This is a genomic window from Celeribacter halophilus (assembly GCF_900114135.1).
GTDB classification, from domain to species: Bacteria; Pseudomonadota; Alphaproteobacteria; order Rhodobacterales; family Rhodobacteraceae; genus Celeribacter; species Celeribacter halophilus.
The window spans coordinates 76,670-94,428 of sequence record NZ_FORY01000007.1; the positions used below are offsets into that span (position 1 = coordinate 76,670).

18 protein-coding genes are annotated in these 17,759 nt (G+C 59.9%); 12 read left to right on the forward strand and 6 right to left on the reverse strand.

What is annotated here, in order from left to right:
• The first annotated feature begins 26 nt into the window (after nt 1–26).
• From dapA to BM152_RS08965, 4 genes are all read left to right on the forward strand, one after another.
• Entirely contained in the window at nt 27–899 is an 873-nt protein-coding gene (gene dapA, locus BM152_RS08950; protein WP_066604524.1) for a 4-hydroxy-tetrahydrodipicolinate synthase, read from the forward strand.
• Nucleotides 900–1,019: 120 nt separating this feature from the next.
• Complete coding sequence (gene smpB / locus BM152_RS08955; RefSeq protein WP_066604513.1) at nt 1,020–1,502, forward strand: SsrA-binding protein SmpB; 483 nt, start codon at nt 1,020–1,022, stop codon at nt 1,500–1,502.
• Between the two features lie 119 nt (nt 1,503–1,621).
• Nucleotides 1,622–2,476 (forward strand): 3-mercaptopyruvate sulfurtransferase, encoded by an 855-nt coding sequence (sseA, locus tag BM152_RS08960; RefSeq protein ID WP_066604510.1) that lies wholly within the window; start codon nt 1,622–1,624, stop codon nt 2,474–2,476.
• Entirely contained in the window at nt 2,476–3,660 is a 1,185-nt protein-coding gene (locus BM152_RS08965; RefSeq protein ID WP_066604507.1) for an amino acid aminotransferase, read from the forward strand. Before sseA ends, BM152_RS08965 begins: the two co-directional genes overlap by 1 nt.
• A 51-nt stretch (nt 3,661–3,711) precedes the next feature.
• Here the strand turns inward: BM152_RS08965 and BM152_RS08970 are convergent, their stop codons facing one another.
• The 3 genes from BM152_RS08970 to BM152_RS08980 form a co-directional block, all read right to left on the reverse strand.
• The gene (locus BM152_RS08970) at nt 3,712–4,470 is read right to left on the reverse strand and encodes a lysozyme family protein (protein ID WP_066604505.1); all 759 of its coding nucleotides are present in this window, start codon (nt 4,468–4,470) and stop codon (nt 3,712–3,714) included.
• 128 nt (nt 4,471–4,598) lie between these two features.
• Nucleotides 4,599–5,936: an ammonium transporter gene (locus BM152_RS08975; protein ID WP_066604503.1), complete on the reverse strand. Its 1,338-nt coding sequence runs from the start codon at nt 5,934–5,936 to the stop codon at nt 4,599–4,601.
• Nucleotides 5,937–5,970: 34 nt separating this feature from the next.
• Nucleotides 5,971–6,309: a P-II family nitrogen regulator gene (locus tag BM152_RS08980; RefSeq protein ID WP_066604500.1), complete on the reverse strand. Its 339-nt coding sequence runs from the start codon at nt 6,307–6,309 to the stop codon at nt 5,971–5,973.
• A 272-nt stretch (nt 6,310–6,581) separates the two neighbouring features.
• Between BM152_RS08980 and BM152_RS08985 the strand changes: the two genes are divergently transcribed.
• The gene (locus tag BM152_RS08985; RefSeq protein ID WP_066604497.1) at nt 6,582–8,759 is read left to right on the forward strand and encodes a transglycosylase domain-containing protein; all 2,178 of its coding nucleotides are present in this window, start codon (nt 6,582–6,584) and stop codon (nt 8,757–8,759) included.
• A gap of 138 nt (nt 8,760–8,897) precedes the next feature.
• Here the strand turns inward: BM152_RS08985 and BM152_RS08990 are convergent, their stop codons facing one another.
• Nucleotides 8,898–9,482: an MlaC/ttg2D family ABC transporter substrate-binding protein gene (locus tag BM152_RS08990; protein WP_066604494.1), complete on the reverse strand. Its 585-nt coding sequence runs from the start codon at nt 9,480–9,482 to the stop codon at nt 8,898–8,900.
• On the reverse strand, nt 9,475–10,248 hold the full coding sequence (locus BM152_RS08995; protein WP_066604492.1) for an MlaA family lipoprotein: 774 nt from the start codon (nt 10,246–10,248) through the stop codon (nt 9,475–9,477). The genes BM152_RS08990 and BM152_RS08995 overlap by 8 nt, the downstream gene beginning before the upstream one ends.
• Before the next feature lie 220 nt (nt 10,249–10,468).
• On the opposite strand from BM152_RS08995, the gene BM152_RS09000 reads away from it, so the two are divergent.
• Genes BM152_RS09000 through BM152_RS09030 form a run of 7 tightly spaced genes read left to right on the forward strand, consistent with a single transcriptional unit; the run spans nt 10,469 to nt 17,129 of the window.
• Nucleotides 10,469–12,208, forward strand: coding sequence for a type I secretion system permease/ATPase (locus tag BM152_RS09000; RefSeq protein WP_066604489.1), 1,740 nt, complete (start codon nt 10,469–10,471; stop codon nt 12,206–12,208).
• Nucleotides 12,205–13,521, forward strand: a complete 1,317-nt coding sequence (locus tag BM152_RS09005) for an HlyD family type I secretion periplasmic adaptor subunit (protein WP_066604486.1) — start codon at nt 12,205–12,207, stop codon at nt 13,519–13,521. The genes BM152_RS09000 and BM152_RS09005 overlap by 4 nt, the downstream gene beginning before the upstream one ends.
• Nucleotides 13,522–13,549: 28 nt before the next feature.
• On the forward strand, nt 13,550–14,008 hold the full coding sequence (locus tag BM152_RS09010; RefSeq protein ID WP_066604483.1) for a RidA family protein: 459 nt from the start codon (nt 13,550–13,552) through the stop codon (nt 14,006–14,008).
• Entirely contained in the window at nt 14,008–14,766 is a 759-nt protein-coding gene (locus BM152_RS09015; protein ID WP_066604481.1) for a glycerophosphodiester phosphodiesterase family protein, read from the forward strand. The genes BM152_RS09010 and BM152_RS09015 overlap by 1 nt, the downstream gene beginning before the upstream one ends.
• Before the next feature lie 48 nt (nt 14,767–14,814).
• Nucleotides 14,815–15,993: a GNAT family N-acetyltransferase gene (locus BM152_RS09020; RefSeq protein ID WP_066604479.1), complete on the forward strand. Its 1,179-nt coding sequence runs from the start codon at nt 14,815–14,817 to the stop codon at nt 15,991–15,993.
• Nucleotides 15,986–16,288 carry a 4a-hydroxytetrahydrobiopterin dehydratase gene (locus BM152_RS09025; RefSeq protein ID WP_066604476.1) on the forward strand — a complete coding sequence of 101 codons (303 nt, stop codon included), beginning with the start codon at nt 15,986–15,988 and terminating at the stop codon, nt 16,286–16,288. The genes BM152_RS09020 and BM152_RS09025 overlap by 8 nt, the downstream gene beginning before the upstream one ends.
• The gene (locus tag BM152_RS09030; RefSeq protein ID WP_066604475.1) at nt 16,281–17,129 is read left to right on the forward strand and encodes a mechanosensitive ion channel family protein; all 849 of its coding nucleotides are present in this window, start codon (nt 16,281–16,283) and stop codon (nt 17,127–17,129) included. The genes BM152_RS09025 and BM152_RS09030 overlap by 8 nt, the downstream gene beginning before the upstream one ends.
• A 136-nt stretch (nt 17,130–17,265) precedes the next feature.
• On the opposite strand, the gene BM152_RS09035 is transcribed toward BM152_RS09030, so the two are convergent.
• Nucleotides 17,266–17,754: a peroxiredoxin gene (locus BM152_RS09035; protein WP_066604469.1), complete on the reverse strand. Its 489-nt coding sequence runs from the start codon at nt 17,752–17,754 to the stop codon at nt 17,266–17,268.
• Between the last annotated feature and the right edge of the window lie 5 nt (nt 17,755–17,759).

The window sequence follows — 17,759 nt, forward strand, 5'->3', positions numbered from 1 at the left end:
ATCGACAAAGCGAAAAGGAGCGTACAATGTTCAAAGGATCCATTCCTGCACTGGTCACGCCGTTCAAGAACGGCGCTGTGGATGTCGATACGCTCAAACGCTTGGTCAAGTGGCATATCGAACAAGGCTCTTCGGGCATTGTTCCTGTCGGCACCACTGGGGAAAGCCCGACTCTGTCCCATGCCGAGCACCAGCAGGTGATCGAAATCGTGGTCGAAGCTGCCGCAGGGCGTGTGCCTGTGATCGCGGGGGCCGGTTCGAACAACACGGCCGAAGGCATCGGCCTCATTCAACACGCAGCCAAAGTCGGCGCGGATGCGGCGCTGGTTGTGACCCCCTATTACAACAAACCGACACAAAAGGGACTGATCGCCCATTTCACAGCCATGCACGACGCGGCTGATCTGCCGATCGTGATCTATAACATTCCGGGCCGTTCCGTGATCGACATGACCCCCGACACAATGGCGCAGCTTGCGAAACTGCCGCGGATCGTCGGCGTCAAGGATGCCACGGGGGATCTCTCCCGCGTGCCGAAAACCCGCATCGCTTGCGGACCGGAATTTTGCCAACTGTCCGGCGAGGACGCCACGGCGCTCGGGTTCAACGCCCACGGCGGGGTTGGCTGCATCTCCGTCACCGCCAACGTCGCGCCCAAACTCTGCGCCGAGATGCAGGCGGCTTGTGCGGCAGGGGATTATGCGAAAGCGTTGGAAATCACCGACAAACTGATGCCTTTGCACATCGCAATCTTTCTGGAGCCGGGCGTGAGCGGCGCGAAATATGCCATGTCGCTTCTGGACCTGTGCTCGCACGAAGTGCGCCTGCCGCTGACCGAGCTGTCTTCTGACACCAAAGCCGAGATCAAATCGGCGATGGAACACGCAGGTCTTCTCTGAACCTGCACACTGCATAAGACGGAAAAGGGGCCACGCGCCCCTTTTTCTTTGTCTTTTTCTGCGCAACGACTGGCGCCACCTGTAGACACAGCCGCAGCAAGCCCTTATCTCCACTCCACCATGGCCAAGAAAAAACAGACCCCGGAAGACAAGAACTACAAGGTCATCGCCGAAAACCGGCGGGCCCGTTACGACTATGCCATCGAGGATGACATAGAATGCGGGATCATGCTCACCGGTTCGGAGGTCAAATCCCTGCGCACCGGCCAGTCCAACATCGCGGAAAGCTACGCATCGGTGGACAATGGCGAGCTGTGGCTGACGAACTCCTATATCGCGCCCTATGAGCAGGCGATGTTCCCCCATGAAGAGCGGCGCAAGCGCAAACTTCTGGTGTCGAAACGGCAGTTGGCAAAACTTTGGCAAGCGACCGGACGCGAGGGGATGACCCTTGTGCCGCTGGTGATGTATTTCAACCATAAGGGCCGCGTCAAAATCAAAATCGGCATCGCCAAAGGTAAGAAAACCGTCGACAAACGCCAGACCGAGGCAAAGCGCGACTGGGGCCGTCAGAAACAAAGACTCCTGCGCCACGGCGGCTGATCCGCCCTCCCCTCGCGTTTTCTTGCGCCGCAAACCGCATGTGCGGCTTGCTTTGCTTGCACGCGCCCTGAGAGAACGCTAAGGCAGGGGCCGAAAGCCTTGTCAGCAAAGGTCTCATCATGCCCTATAGCGACCCCAAAACGCTCGTTTCGACCGACTGGCTCGCCGAGCACCTCAAAGCGCCGGAGCTTCGCCTCATCGACGCCAGTTGGTATATGCCGACGGATGAGCGCGATTGTCTGGCCGAATACGAGCGCGAACATATTCCCGGCGCACGTTTTGTCGATATCGACGAAGTGGCCGATCTGCGCTCCGACCTGCCGCATATGTTGCCGCCCGTGGAAAAATTCATGTCTCGCATGCGTGCGCTCGGCATCGGGGACGGGCATCAGGTGGTTGTCTATGACAGCGCCGGTATCTTCTCTGCGCCGCGCGTGTGGTGGATGTTCAAATATTTCGGGCAGGACAATGTCGCCGTCCTCGATGGTGGCTTGCCAAAGTGGAAAGCCGAAGGGCATCCGGTCACGGACCAGCCGCCCACCATTCGCGACCGCCACATGATCACCGAAATCCGCCCCGAGCTTGTCCGCGATGTGACACAAGTCGCTGCCTCCGCAAAACTTGGCGATTACACCATCATAGACGCCCGCTCTGCCGCGCGATTCAAAGGCGAAGTGCCGGAACCCCGTCCCGGCCTCGCATCCGGCCATATCCCGAATTCCCGCAACGTGCCCTTCACCGAAGTTCTGACATCCGAAGGCACGCTGAAATCCAATGACGAATTGCGCGCGGTTTTCGAGAATGCGGGCGTTGATCTGAACAAGCCGGCGATCACCACCTGCGGGTCGGGGGCGACGGCTGCAATTCTGGGCCTCGCGCTCACCCGTCTTGGCGTTCCTTTTTCGCTTTACGACGGATCATGGGCGGAATGGGGCATGTATGGCGATTTGAAGGTCGCAACTGGAGAAGCGTAATGCTGAGCACACTGAAACCGCGACCGGCGGACAAAATCCTCGAACTTATGGCGCTGTATCGTGATGATCCGCGCGACACGAAAATCGATCTGGGCGTCGGCATCTACAAAAATGCCGATGGCGAGACCCCCGTGATGCGCGCGGTCAAGGCCGCTGAAAAGCAGCTGTGGGAAACCGAAACCACCAAGAAATACACAGCCCTCTCCGGTGATCCGGCCTATGGCGATGCGATGAAGTCTCTGGTTCTGGCCGACAGTGTCGATCATGCCCGCGTGGGCGCGATTGCCACTCCGGGCGGTACGGGTGCGATCCGTCAGGCGTTTGAACTGGCCAAGCTCGCCAATCCCGATGTCACGGTCTGGACCTCCAACCCGACATGGCCGAACCATGTGTCGATCATCAAATTCATGGGGCTGAAAAACGAGTCTTATGCCTATTTCGACGAAGCCTCCTGCACCGTCGATTTCGATGCGATGATGGAGAGCCTCAAGGGCGTGAAAGCCGGCGATCTGGTGTTGCTGCACGGCTGCTGCCACAACCCGACCGGCGCGAACCTGACGCTGGAGCAATACGGGCTTGTCGCGGACCTGATCATCGAGAAAGGCGCGACCGCGCTGGTCGACATTGCCTATCAGGGCTTTGGTGACGGTCTCGAAGAAGACGCCGCCGCCACGCGCCTTCTGGCCTCGAAACTGCCGGAACTTCTGGTGGCTGCCTCCTGCTCCAAGAATTTCGGGATTTATCGCGAGCGCACCGGTTGCCTCATGGCGATGTCCGAAACCGCAGAGCAAACGCCTGTGACCCAAGGCACGCTGAATTTCCTGAACCGCCAGAACTACTCCTTCCCGCCGGATCACGGTGCGCGTCTGGTGACGATGATCCTGAATGACGACGTTCTGAAAGCGGACTGGATGGCGGAGCTTGAAGAAGTGCGTCTCGGCATGTTGGGGCTACGTCAGCAACTGGCCGACGAGTTGAAACGCCTGACAAATTCGGATCGTTTCGACTTCATCGCCGGTCACCGCGGCATGTTCTCCCGTATCGGGGCAACGCCGGAGGAAGTGATGAAAATCCGTGAGGACTTCGGCATCTACATGGTGGGCGATTCTCGGATGAACATCGCAGGGCTGAACAGCAAGACCGTGCCGCTTCTCGCCGAAGCTGTGGCGAAAATCTGCAAATAAGTCTGCCCCATCTGATCTGATGCAATGCGCGCCCTTCGGGGCGCGTTTTTGTTAACTCGGAAAGGCACGCGCCATTTCCCGATCAAACTCGGCCCATGTCACAGTCGCCTTATTGCCCGCATAGCCGTGGTAATGGGATTTGCCCGACGAGGTCGGCAGCCCCGCCCAGATCTTGGCCAGATTGTTCATGAACTGATGCCGCGTGATCTGCCCCGCGCGCAAATCAAAAATCCCCGCGTCCGCCAAGAGAATATTGGCCAGATCATCCTGCACGGCGGGCGTAAAGATCACCTCCGGCCCGAGATCCAGCTCGGTGACCAACCGCGCCAGTGTCGAAGGGATAAACTGATAGAAACCGATGGCATGTGGCTGCCCCGGGGTGGCGTCGATCCATGCGAATATCTCGCCCAATGACATCTGCGTTGGCGGTTTGCGCGGCTTTTGCTTGGCCCCGTGTTGCACAGCGTCATACCCGTTACGCGGGCTTTCCGCCCGTCCGATCATGGCGCGAACCAAGGCAATGTCGACGGGCAGCTGCGCCATCCCTCGAATCCTCACGCGCGCCTCTGGGCGTGGGGGCAAAGGTTCGAAAAAACTGCCTTCAGCACGGCCCGCGAAAAGGCTCGGGCCAAACGCGGAACCGGCAACCGATGCCCTCCCGACAAGCGGTTGCGGCAGGCTGATGACCAAAGGCTGTCGCTCCAGATCCCAACCCTGCCCGCTGGGACGCAACAGGGACAGAGGGTCTGCCCAAAGCCCCACAGGCCAGAGCAGAACGGCAATCCAGAGCACCCAAATCCGACGCAGCATTCCGACCTCAAGCGTTTCTCGCATCTCACGGACAGGGATAAAGCAACTTGGTTGAGAAAGGGTTTCCGGCAAAAGAAAGACCCGGGCATTTTCATGCCCGGGTCAGGATTTTCAGACTGAGGAAGGGATCAGCCTTTGTAGAATTCCGGATAGGCTTCCATGCCAAGCTCGGCTTTATCGAGGCCCATCATCTCTTCTTCTTCGGAGACGCGGATACCCATGACAGCTTTCAGGATGAACCAGACGATACCGGAAGCGATCACAGTTGCGCCGCCAATCACGACGATACCGTAGAGCTGTGCACCGAGGGTTGCGTCAGAGTTGGTGAAGACAACCGCGATGGTGCCCCAGATGCCGCAGATCAGGTGGACCGGGATCGCACCGACAACGTCATCGATTTTCAGCTTGTCAAGGAACGGGACAGCGAAGACCACGATCACGCCGCCGACCATACCGATGAGCGTTGCAGCACCCAAAGTCGGGGTGAGCGGTTCGGCAGTGATGGAGACGAGGCCAGCCAGAGCGCCGTTGAGCACCATGGTGAGGTCGACCTTGCCGTAGACCAGTTGGGTCACAACCAGAGCGGCAATCGCGCCACCGGCAGCAGCGGTGTTGGTGTTGGCGAAGATGCGGGACACGTCAGCCACGTCACCCACAGAGCCCATAGCAAGCTGGGATGCACCGTTGAAGCCGAACCAACCGAGCCACAGGATGAACGTACCCAGAGTAGCAAGCGTCAGGTTGGAACCCGGGAATGCCGTCACTTTGCCGTCTTTGTATTTGCCAAGGCGCGGTCCAAGGATGATCGCACCGGTCAGAGCGGCCCAGCCACCTACGGAGTGCACGATTGTGGAACCGGCAAAGTCGGAGAAGCCAGCTTCGCCAACAAAGCCACCGCCCCAAGTCCAGGAGGCTGTAACCGGGTAGATGATGGCAGTCAGAACGATCGTGAAGATCAGGAACGGCCACAGTTTGATGCGCTCGGCAAGCGTACCGGAGACGATGGACGCGGTTGCACCACAGAACATCAACTGGAAGAAGAAGTCGGAACCGGTGGACGCATAACCGTAATCGTCAGCAGTTTCCGCCGTGATGCCAACAGCTTCGAGCACACCCGGACCGAAGACGCCGGAAAGCACACCGTCAACCGCCCAAGTTCCCAGCGGGTACATCAGGTTGTAGCCGATCAGGTAGTAGAAGATCGACGCGAGACCGAACAGCGCAACGTTCTTGGTGAGCTGCATCGCCACGTTCTTGGAGCGCACGAGACCGGCTTCGAGCATGGCAAAACCAGCGGCCATGAAGAAGACGAGGAAGCCGCCGATCAGGAAGAGCAAGGTGTTGAGGATAAAGACAGTGTCGGTCGGCACAGCAACGGCGACAACCTCTTCAGCGTCTTGAGCAAAGGCCATAAGCGGCATCGCAGTTGCGAGCGCTGTGGCCGGAATAAACTTGGTGAGTTTCATAGGTTTCAGTCCCTTTCGTCTCGGGTAAGCGCGATTAGATCGCGTCGTCGTTGGTCTCGCCGGTACGGACGCGGGTTGCGCCTTCCACGTCGAGGACAAAAATCTTGCCGTCGCCGATCTTGTCGGTCTTGGCGGTGGTTGCGATGGTTTCGACAACTTGCTCGGCCATGGCATCGGCCACGACGATCTCAAGTTTCACCTTCGGCACGAAGTTCACGGCATATTCCGCGCCGCGGTAGATCTCGGTGTGACCGGACTGAGAGCCAAAGCCCTTGATCTCCGTCACCATCATGCCCCGAACGCCGATCCCTGTCAGCGCTTCGCGGACTTCTTCAAGCTTGAATGGCTTGATTGCAGCAATAATAAGTTTCACGTTTTTCCCCTTCCGTTTGAGCGGGTGGTGCACTTTGCAATGCTTGCCACGGCCTCAGCAAAACGATGTTAAGAGTTTCTTCACAAGCGATGGCGCTGATCGTTGTGAGACTTTTTCAAGCACACCTGCACAAAAATTATACATTTTGTGCGTTGGGATTAAAAAATAGGCGAAAAATAAAGATGTGAAGGCGACTCGTTTCCCCTCAACATTCAGACACCAGTTCATTACAGTCTGTCGCAATCAAACCTGGCAGATATCGAGCAAAAGACATGACAGGACCGAACGGGGGCAAGCGCAAGCTGGTGGCCGAGCGCCGCTATCCCAATGCTTCGAAACCGGTGAAAAAGCCGAAAAAGAAGGCCAAAACGCCGACACCACGGAAAAAACCCGTGCGGCGCAAACCGACGCGCAAGTCGCCGTCGAACCCTGTGGTGCGGCTGGTCAGCGGCCTTTTCCGCTGGATCGGGCGGCTGATCTGGCTCACTGTGTCACGCGGCGCATTGGCGCTTGCGGTGGTGATCGGCATTGCGGTCTTCTATATCTATTCGACCTTGCCGCCCTATTCCGAGCTTCTGGACGGGCGCGCTCGCGGCTCTGTTACGCTTCTGGACCGCAACAGTTCGGTCTTTGCATGGCGCGGGGAACAGTTTGGCGGGCAAATTACGGCAGACACGGTCTCGCCCCACCTCAAACACGCGATCATCGCAACGGAAGACAAACGGTTCTACCGCCACTTCGGCGTCTCTCCGCGCGGCATCGCCTCCGCCATCCGCATCAACCTGTCGGAAGGGCGCGGCCCTCTTTCGGGGCACGGCGGCTCGACGCTGACCCAGCAAACGGCCAAACTGCTGTGCCTTGGTGTGCCCTATGATCCGAACACCTGGAAAAACCAGACGGAATACGAGGCCGACTGTCGCGAGACGACAATGGCGCGCAAAATCAAGGAAATGGTCTTCGCCATGGCCATGGAAGCGCGCTATTCCAAAGACGAAATCCTGTCGATCTACATGAACCGTGCCTATCTCGGCGCAGGGGCAAACGGGTTTGAAGCCGCCGCACAGCGCTATTTCGGCAAATCCGCCGCAGAGGTCAACATCGCCGAAAGCGCTATGCTGGCAGGACTTTTGCAGGCCCCGACGCGATACGCCCCCACCAACAACCTGCAACGCTCGCAGGAACGCGCGGGGATTGTGTTGCTGTTGATGAACCAGCAAGGCTACATCTCCGAAGAAGAACGCGCCTATGCCAAGGCACATCCGGCGGAACTGTCCGAAACCGCAGAAAAACGCGCAGGCGGCTATTTTGCCGATTGGGTTATGGGAGCAGGTCCTGACTTTCTGACCCGTGACACGACCGAAGACGTGGTGATCGAAACCACCTTTGACCAGCGCATCCAGTCTGCCGCCGAAGAGGCGCTGACGTGGATCTTCGAGAACAAGGTTCGCGCGGGGTCCGAGGCGCAGGCGGCTATTGTGGTGATGTCGGCGGACGGGGCGGTGCGGGCTATGGTCGGCGGGCGCAAGCTCAAGGTCTCCGGCGCCTTCAACCGTGCGACACAGGCCAAACGCCAGCCCGGCTCCTCCTTCAAACCCTTTGTCTACGCCACGGCGCTCGACATGGGCTGGTCCTATGACGATGTCATCATGGACGAACCGATCACGCTGGACATTCCCGGCTCCGGCCCGTGGTCGCCGCAAAACTACGACCGTAAGTTCCACGGCCCCGTGACCGTCACCGATGCGCTCAAACACAGCTACAACATCCCCGCCGTGAAACTGGCGATGGATGCGGGCCTTGAGAACGTGCGCACTGTGGCCGAGATGTTCGGCATCGAAAGCGATCTGGCGCAGGGACCGGCACTGGCACTCGGCGCCTCGGAAACGACGCTTCTGGAGATGACCGGCGCCTATGCGGGCATTCTCAACGGCGGGTCATCCGTTACCCCTTACGGGCTGAAATCCCTGCGTTTAAAAGGGGATAGCACACCCCTGATGGGTCAGGAAGGCGGGCTTGGCGAGCGGGTCATCACGCCGGACAGCGCCCAGCAACTCATCTATATGATGTATAATGCCGTGCAAGCCGGCACGGGGGCCCGCGCACAAATCCCCGGTGTCGAAGTGGCGGGCAAGACCGGCACGACACAGGCCGCGCGGGACGCATGGTTCATGGGTTTCACTGCCGATTACGTCGCGGGCGTCTGGATGGGATATGACGACAACTCGCCGCTCACAGGCGTTACAGGCGGCGGGCTTCCGGCGGAAATCTGGCAACGCACTATGGCGCAGGTCCAAGAGGGGCTTGAGCCCAAACCGCTGCCCATGATCCGCCCTGCCACACCGCCCACGGTCAATACGGTCGAGCGCGACACCAACACCGGTCGCGGCGGAGACAAGGCCGATAATGTGCTGCTCGACCTCTTGGGAACGATCTTCGGCGGGGGAAATTGAGGCGTCTGCATCCTGTCGGATACATGTCGGACATGTGTCGGGCATTTTGACAGGCTCTTTGCCCCGCCCTCCACACAACACGCATCAAAAAACGCGCCTCACAGGGCGCGTTTTTCACATTCACAAAAATATCTTCGCTCAGCTCAACGCGGCGGCCAGCTTGTCGATATTTCCGCCAGCCTTGTCGAGCATCGCACCGATCTCGGAGCGTTCGGATTTCAGAAGCGAAATCCCCTCGATCTGAAGATCGATAAATTTGCCCGCCTTGTCATGCACGATGAACGAGATCGCAAAGGGTGGCTCCCCTTTGAGCACAGCCGTGCAGCGCACATCGTAGATCGAGTTGATCTTCTGCGTGCTGTTGACCTCGACCCTGCCGCCAATGAACTCGCGGAAACGCGACCCGTATTTGCGCGCGACATAGGCCTGGAACGCCTTGGTGAAACTCCGCAACTGCGCCGCAGACGCGCTACGCGCAGGCGGGCCAAGCACCGAACGCGCGATGTTGGGCATATCGGCGTAGCGCACCAGCACCTTCTCGAAATCCACATACATGGCCGCTTCGGATTTGCCCGAATTGATGATGGCGTTGATGTCCGCCACGGCCTTGTCGATCAGGGATTCGGCCTGAGCCGAAGAAAACGCCAAGGCCGATTGGGGCAGGATCAGAGCCGCCCCTAAAGCGCCCAGAACCGTCCGGCGTGTAAACGCGAAATCACTCATAGAAGTCCTCATATATGTCAAAAGCCGCAGCCTCCTGATCCGCAGCTCCCGCACCGGCCACGATCGGGGTTCCCAATTCGTAGCGGCGGTTGTCGAGATAGGTCAGGCGCATCTGGGCATAGCTGTCCGCGCTGTCATAAATCACGGATTCATAGAGATCGGAATAACGATAACGTGTGTCCGCCAAATCGGCGACTTTCAGCCCTGTCTTGTACCCTTTTTCCGGATTGCCAAGCAGGTTGCCCACGGGATCAAGCGCGATATCGACCAGAAGCCCCAAAGAGTCGCGCTCTGTCGAAGGACCATAAAGCGGCAGGACAACATAAGCCCCCTCGCCCATGCCCCATGTATAAAGCGTCTCTCCGAAATCCGCATCGCGCTCCTCAAGCCCCATGCCGGTCGCCGGATCGAACAGCCCGCCGATCCCGATGGTGGCGTTCACGGCAAACCGCGCGGTGTTGTGCAGCGCGTCACCGAAACGCAACTGCAACACATCATTGACCACACTGCCCGGAATACCCAGCGTGTCGGAGACATTCGACAACCCCTTGCGCAACGGGTCAGGCACCACTGTGCCATAGGCCGTGGACACGGGTTTGATCACCGCCTTGTCCAGCGCGACATTGGTGTCATGCCAGCCACGGTTCACCTCTTCGTAAGGGTCCGCGATCCCGTCGGGACCGGGGGTCGCACAGCCGGCCAACACAATGACCCCGGCAAAAAGCGAAGTCTTGGCGAGTAACGGCCTTAGGGGAGATAGGGTCATTATGGCGAACCTTCGGACTAACAGATTGAACAAGACACGAGCGTCACAACACAGCCCGTTTCAGTGGGTATAAGCCACATAGTATTCCTGAAACAGAAGCCCAATATTAACACACCTCCTGTTAGAAATCCTGTGACATTGTTTCAACAGATCACCTCCGGCCCGCGCCGGGCCACAGGCAGCGATGCCATATCAGACAGGACCGCGTTAAGACACCGCCATGACCCAAGAAGAGATCCGCCTCGGTCAAGAAGAGCTCGCCACTGTCCGGCGCGGCTCTCGCGGGCTGTTTTGGACCTGTGGTATATTTTCCATATGTATCAATCTGTTGATGCTCACCGGCCCGTTGTTCATGCTTCAGGTCTATGACCGTGTTCTGGGCTCTGGCTCGGAGGCGACTCTGGTGGCGCTGTTTTCCATCGTCGCCTTTCTCTATCTGATGATGGGGCTGCTCGACGGCACGCGGGCGCGGATTCTGTCGCGAATCGCGGCGCGTTTCCAGACGCGGCTCGAAAACCGCGTGTTCCATGCATCGATGGCGCAAGCGGCCCGAAACCCGCGCGACACCCGCAAGATTCGCGGCATGGACGATCTGACCGCCATTCGCCGTTTTCTCGGCTCTCCGGCCCTGTCGGCGCTTTATGACCTGCCATTTACCCCCATTTTTCTCTGTGGCATTGCGCTGTTCCACCCCTATCTCGGCCTTCTGGCGGTGGGCGGCGGAGGAATGCTTGTGGCGGTTGCGCTGTGGCACCGTGCGGCGGCGAAACCGAAGCAGGACGCGCTCATCCGTGCTGAAAACGAGGCGCAGCAGACCGCGAGTCGCATGACCTCGGCGGCGGAGGCACTTGCCGCGCTTGGTATGAAAGAGGCCGCTTTCCGGCGCTGGTTCAAGGCCCGCGAGACCGCCTTGCGCCAAAGCGTGGCCAGCGAGGACACGACCCACGGCTTTACCGCCGCCTCCAGAGCGCTGCGTCTGTTCCTGCAATCCGCCATGCTGGCGCTTGGTGCGTGGCTGGTACTGGAGCGCCAGTTGAGCGCGGGGGCGATGGTGGCCAGCTCGATTCTCTTGGGGCGCGCCTTGCAGCCGGTTGATATGCTGATCGGCCAGTGGGGGCTGGTGCAACATGGTCTGCGCGGCTGGCGTGATCTGGCCGAATTGCTCGGGCGCACCCCCGCCGAGACCTCGCACACGGCTCTGCCCCGTCCGAAAGCCGCGCTGTCGGTTCAACACCTCACCGTTACGCCACCGGGACAAACGCAGGCCGCTCTGCGGATGGTCGGGTTCGATCTTGCCCCCGGCGAGGCTCTGGGCGTCATCGGGCCATCAGGCGCCGGAAAATCCACGCTGGCGCGGGCACTGACGGGGGTTTGGTCGCCTACGGGCGGCACGATCCGCCTCGATGGTGCGAAACTCTCGCATTACGACAGCGAGGCGCTTGGCCGTTACATCGGCTACCTGCCGCAACAGGTGCAACTTTTCGACGGCACGATTGCCGAAAACATCGCCAAACTCGCGCTTACCCCTCAGGCCGAGGCCGTGATTGCCGCCGCAAAGAAAGCCGATGCCCATGACCTGATCCTGTCGCTGCCGGAGGGCTACGACACGCCGGTCTCTGCGGCGGGCGGGCTGTTGTCCGGCGGGCAGTTGCAGCGGATCGGTCTGGCGCGGGCGTTTTACGACGATCCGGTGATCGTCATTCTCGACGAGCCCAATGCCAACCTCGACAATGCCGGCTCCCTCGCGCTCAACACCGCGATTCGCCGCCATAAGGACGAGGGCGGGGCCGTGCTGATTATGGCGCACCGGCCTTCTGCGATTCAGGAATGTGAAAAGCTTCTGGTGCTGGAAGGCGGTCTGCGTCGTGCGTTCGGGCCGCGCGATCAGGTGCTGGGCGAGATGGTCAAGAATTCCAAGGACATTCTGCGCAGCGGCACGGCTCAGGGAGGCATCCGATGAGCACGCCGCGCCCCACACAACAGGACTGGTCCGCACGCAGCCTCGTCTGGTTCGGGCTGGCCTGCCTTGCGATCCTGTTCGTCGGCTTTGGCGGCTGGGCGATCTTTGCGCGAATCGACGGGGCCGTTGTCGCCCACGGGCAGGTGCAGGTCGAACAGAACCGTCAGGCCGTGGCCCATCGTGACGGCGGCGAAGTGGCGGCGGTGCATGTGAACGAGGGCGCAAAGGTCGAAAAAGGGGCGCTTTTGATCGAACTGGCTGCCGAGGACGACCTCAACGACATCGCGGTGCTGGAACGCCAGTTGTTCGAACTGCTGGCCCGCGCGGCACGGCTTGAGGCCGAACGCGACGGGGCCGCCAAAATCACCCTGCCGCCGGAACTGGTCGCGCGTATGGCCGACGACCCGCAAGTGGCGCGATCCGTGGCCGGACAGATCGACCTGTTCCACGCCCGTCAGGAAACGGCCCGCGCGGAAATCGAACAGCTGAACAAACAGCGCAGCCAGATCGACGTGCAGATCAAGGGGATCACAACTCAGAAAGCCGCCCTCACGGAACAGCTTGCGCTGCTCAAAGACGACCTTGCGGCGCAAACCGTCTTGCTCGAACGCGGCCTCACCCAGCAAAGCCGCGTGACCGGCCTGCGCCGTGATGCGGTGCAATATACCGCCGAAATCGGGCGACTGGACACGTCCGAGGCACAGGCACAGGTGCAGATCACCGAGATCGAGTTGAACATCCTCAAGGCCCGCAGCGACCGCCGCGAAACCGCGATCACCGAGTTGCGCGACATTCAGGCAGAGATCGGAGGGTTGCGCGAACAGCTCTCCGGCCTCACCGCGCGACTGGAGCGCCTCGACATCCGCGCCCCTGTGTCGGGCGTCGTCTACGGCCTGTCCGTCTTCGGCCCCGGCGCGGTGATCCCGCCCGCGCAACCCGCACTCTATATTGTGCCGCAGGACCGCCCCCTCATCATCACGGCAAGGGTCAGCCCGACCCATGTCGACCAGGTCTACCCCGGCCAGCCGGTGCGTTTGCGCTTTTCCACATTCGACCGCCGCACCACACCGGAACTCGAAGCACAGGTCATGCGCGTTTCTCCCGATGCTTTTGTCGATGACGTCACCGGAGAAAATTATTACCGTGCGGACATCCATATTTCCGAGGCTCAGCGCGCCCGCCTCCCCGACGGGGCTGTGCTGATCCCCGGAATGCCCGTAGAAACCTATATGTCCACCGGCGAACGCTCGCCTCTTGCCTATCTGACCAAACCTCTGACAGATTATTTCATCCGCGCCTTCCGCGAGAACTGACGCGCAGCCAACACAAAGGACCCTCCCCATGGATCTTTCCGCCAAACTGGCCGACCTCGGCCTCACCCTTCCCGCCGCTCCGGCCCCTGCCGCCAATTATGTGCCTTTTGTCATCAGCGGGACGCAGCTTTTTATCTCCGGCCAGATCTCCAACGGGCCTGACGGGCTCATCTGTGGCAAGCTCGGAGACGATATGAACACCGAAGAAGGGGCCAAAGCCGCCGAAACCTGTGCGCTGGCCCTTCTGGCGCAGGCCAATGCTGCCGTGGAGGGGGATTTCTCCAAGGTGAAACGACTGGTCAAACTCGTCGGTTTCGTCAATTCGACCGCTGACTTCACCGAACAGCCCAAAGTCATCAACGGTGCCTCCGATCTGATGGTCAAGGTGCTGGGCGAAGCGGGCCGCCATGCGCGCTCCGCGGTCTCCGCCGCCAGCCTGCCTCTGGGTGTTGCCGTGGAAATTGAAGCGGTGTTCGAGCTCGTCTGATGCCCCAATTACCAGAGATCTTTCTGAAGACACCGATCGCGCACCGTGCCCTGCATGATGGCAATGTCACCCGTGCCGAAAACAACTTTGCCGCGCTGGATGCGGCCATTGCAAAAGGGTTCGGCATTGAAATCGACCTGCAAATGTCCTCGGACGGGGAGGCGATGGTCTTTCACGACTATGCGCTCAACCGCCTGACCGAAGGGCACGGGGCCTTTGCGCTCAACACGGCGGAGGAACTGGCGCAGTTGCGGTTCAAGACCGGCGAGGTCGGGGTGCCGACGCTGAAACAGGTTCTCGACCATGTGGACGGGCGTGCGCCGCTTCTGATCGAGGTAAAGGATCAGGACGGGGCGATGGGGCCGAGTGTCGGGCGGCTGGAAGTGGCCGCAACCAAGGTGCTCGAAAGCTATCAGGGGCCGGTGGCCATGATGTCGTTCAACCCCCATTCCGTTGCAGTTCTGGCCGAGCTTTGTCCGCATCTGCCGCGCGGTCTCACCACCGCAAGCTGGGAAGATGACGCGGCCAAGCTCATTCCGGCCTCGCGCCGTGCGCCTCTGCGCGACATTGTCGATTACGAACGTGTGGGAGCAAGTTTCATCAGCCATCAATGGTCCGATCTGGAGCGTCCGCGTGTTGCGGAGTTGAAAGCGTCGGGTGCGCATATTCTGTGCTGGACGATCAAAAGCGCCGAAGAAGAGGCCACCGCCAGCAAGGTTGCTGAGAACATCACATTCGAGAACTATCTTCCGACTTGACGCGGCGGTCCGGCGCGCCAGTTACAGGAAGACCACGGTGCACGGGATATGACGGAACAGATTGAGATTAGCCTGATCGACAGCCTCGACGCGATAGTCGCCGGGGACTGGGATGCCTGTGCCACCCGTGGGGCGGGCGCGCCGGAAGATCCGTTTGTGACCCATCGCTTCCTGCTGGCGCTGGAGCGGTCCGGCTCTGTCGGTGCGGGCACGGGCTGGCAGCCGAGCTATCTTGTGGCGCGGCTTGGCGGCGAGGTGATCGCCGTTGCGCCGATGTATGCCAAGGAGCACAGTCAGGGCGAATATATTTTCGATCACAACTGGGCCCATGCCTATGAACAGGCGGGCGGGCGCTATTATCCGAAGCTGCAAATCGCGGTGCCGTTTACCCCTGTGACGGGGCGGCGGCTTCTGACCCGTCCGGGGTTCGAGGAGACCGGCATGGCGGCCTTGGTGCAAGGCGCGGTTGAGATCGCCTCGCAAAATGCGCTGTCCTCGCTGCACCTGACCTTTTGCGTCGAAGAAGAGGTCACGGCGGGCGAGGCAATGGGCTTGATGCATCGCACGGGGCAGCAGTTTCATTGGGACAATGCCGGATATGGCAGTTTCGACGATTTCCTACAGGCGCTGTCTTCACGCAAGCGCAAGAACATCCGCAAGGAACGTGCGCAGGCGCAGGGGTTTGGCGGAGAGATCGTGCAACTGACCGGAGAGGCGATCCGGCCGGAACATTGGGATGCTTTCTGGCAGTTCTATCAGGACACGGGCAGCCGCAAATGGGGCACGCCTTACCTGACCCGCGCCTTTTTCGACGAGATACACAACACAATGCGCGACGATGTCCTTTTGGTGCTGGCGCTCAAAGACGGGCGAGCCATTGCGGGGGCGCTGAATTTCATCGGGCGGACGCGGCTTTTCGGGCGGTATTGGGGTTGCACCGAATATCACCCGAGCCTGCATTTCGAGCTGTGCTATTATCAGGCCATCGACTACGCCATTGCCCACGGTCTCGACCGTGTCGAGGCCGGTGCGCAGGGCGAACACAAACTGGCGCGCGGCTATTTGCCCAACACGGTGCATTCGCTGCACTGGATCAGGGATCCGGGGTTTGCGCGGGCCGTGGGCGACTATCTTGATGCCGAACGCGCCGCCGTGGCCGAGGAGGTCGAGGTGCTGACCTCTTACGGCCCGTTCAAATCCACAGGACAGGAGCAAGACCATGACTGAACTGTTGCAAGGTGCCACACGCGACGAGGCGCTGGCCCCGCTTCTGGCGCAAGGCTGGACAGAAACCGCCGATGGAAACGCGATCCGGAAGCGTTTCACATTCCGGAACTTTAACGAGGCTTTCGGGTTTATGACACGGGTTGCGCTTTTTGCGGAAAAAAGAGATCACCACCCCGACTGGCGCAATGTCTACCGGACGGTCGAGGTGGAGCTTTCCACCCATGACGCCGGAGGCTTGACCGCGAAAGACATCGAACTGGCAAGAACAATGGACGAGGCAGCCGCACATGTTTGAAAAGCTTATGAGTTACGAAATCTACGAAGGCCATCCGTTGGGCGAGTATCTCTCGATCGAATTTCTGGCCGGAATTGCAGGGTCCATCGTCGGCGCTCTGGTTCTGCTGCTGATCGGGATGATCATTTCCGGCTGGGTCGGTCGCCGTATCCGCGCCATCGGGCTAAGATATGAGACCCTCGACGACACGCTGTTCAATTTCCTCGCCAATATCGCGCGTTATGCGGTTCTGGCCTTTACCCTTCTGATCGTTCTCAACACCTTCGGCATCCAGACCACCTCGATCGTCGCTGTGATCGGTGCCGCCGGTCTGGCCATCGGTCTGGCGCTACAAGGCACCCTGTCGAACATCGCGGCGGGGGTGATGATCATCCTGTTCCGCCCCTTCAAAATCGGGGATTTCGTCGAAGTCTCCGGCAAGATGGGCACCGTCAAGGATATTTCCCTGAACTATACCGAGCTTGCCGATCTGTCGAATGTGCAGGTGATCGTGCCGAACTCGCAGGTCTGGGGCAATATCATCACCAACTACTCCACCAATGACACACGCCGCGCGGAGTGGACCTTTGGCGTGAGCTATGGCGCGAACCTGAAAATCGCGGAAGACGTGATCCGCAAGACGATCCTGTCCGATCCGCGTGCGCTGACCGATCCGGAGCCGTTCATTCAGGTCAACAATCTGGGCGACTTCTCGGTCGACTTCCTTGTGCGTGTCTGGGTCAAATCCTCGGACTACTTCGCCTTCTCGACCGATATGAAACGTGCGGTCAAAGAGGCGCTGGACGAGGCGGGTGTGGAAATTCCCTTCCCGACCCGCACGGTCATCAACGCCGCCGAATAAGGCCGGAGCAACAAGACCAATACACGAACGCCCGAGGTCATCCCTCGGGCGTTTGTCATTTCAGGCCCCGTGTCAGGGCATTGTCCAAAGCGCTTCCCACCAACCTGTCACCCAAGTTTTCGCGAAACGCTTCCGATCAGATTTTTTCCAACAGGGACTCGCCTGCGGAAATCGTGCATTCGCCGGGGCTGGCCTCGACTTCGAGCACCTTCACCACACCATCTTCGGCATAGAGCGCGAAGCGTTTGGAGCGGTTGATCAGCCCCGCAGGCGGTGCACTGAAATCCAGACCCAGCGCCTTGATAAACGCGCCTTCCGCATCGCCCAACATAGTGATCCCCGCCTCATCTGCGCCGGTGTCTTTCGCCCATGCGCCCATCACAAAAGGGTCGTTGACGGCGACGCAGATCACCTCGTCCACACCTTTTTCCTCGAATTTCGGCTTGGTGCGGATAAAGCTGGGCACATGCGCCGTTGTGCAGACGCCGGTATAGGCACCAGGCAAACCGAACAGCACAACCTTGCGCCCCTTGAACTTGTCCGAAAGCTCGACGGCAGCTGGCCCCTCTGCTGTCATTTCAAGCACGCTGCCACCCGGCAGACTGTCTCCCACGCGAATTGTCATGATTC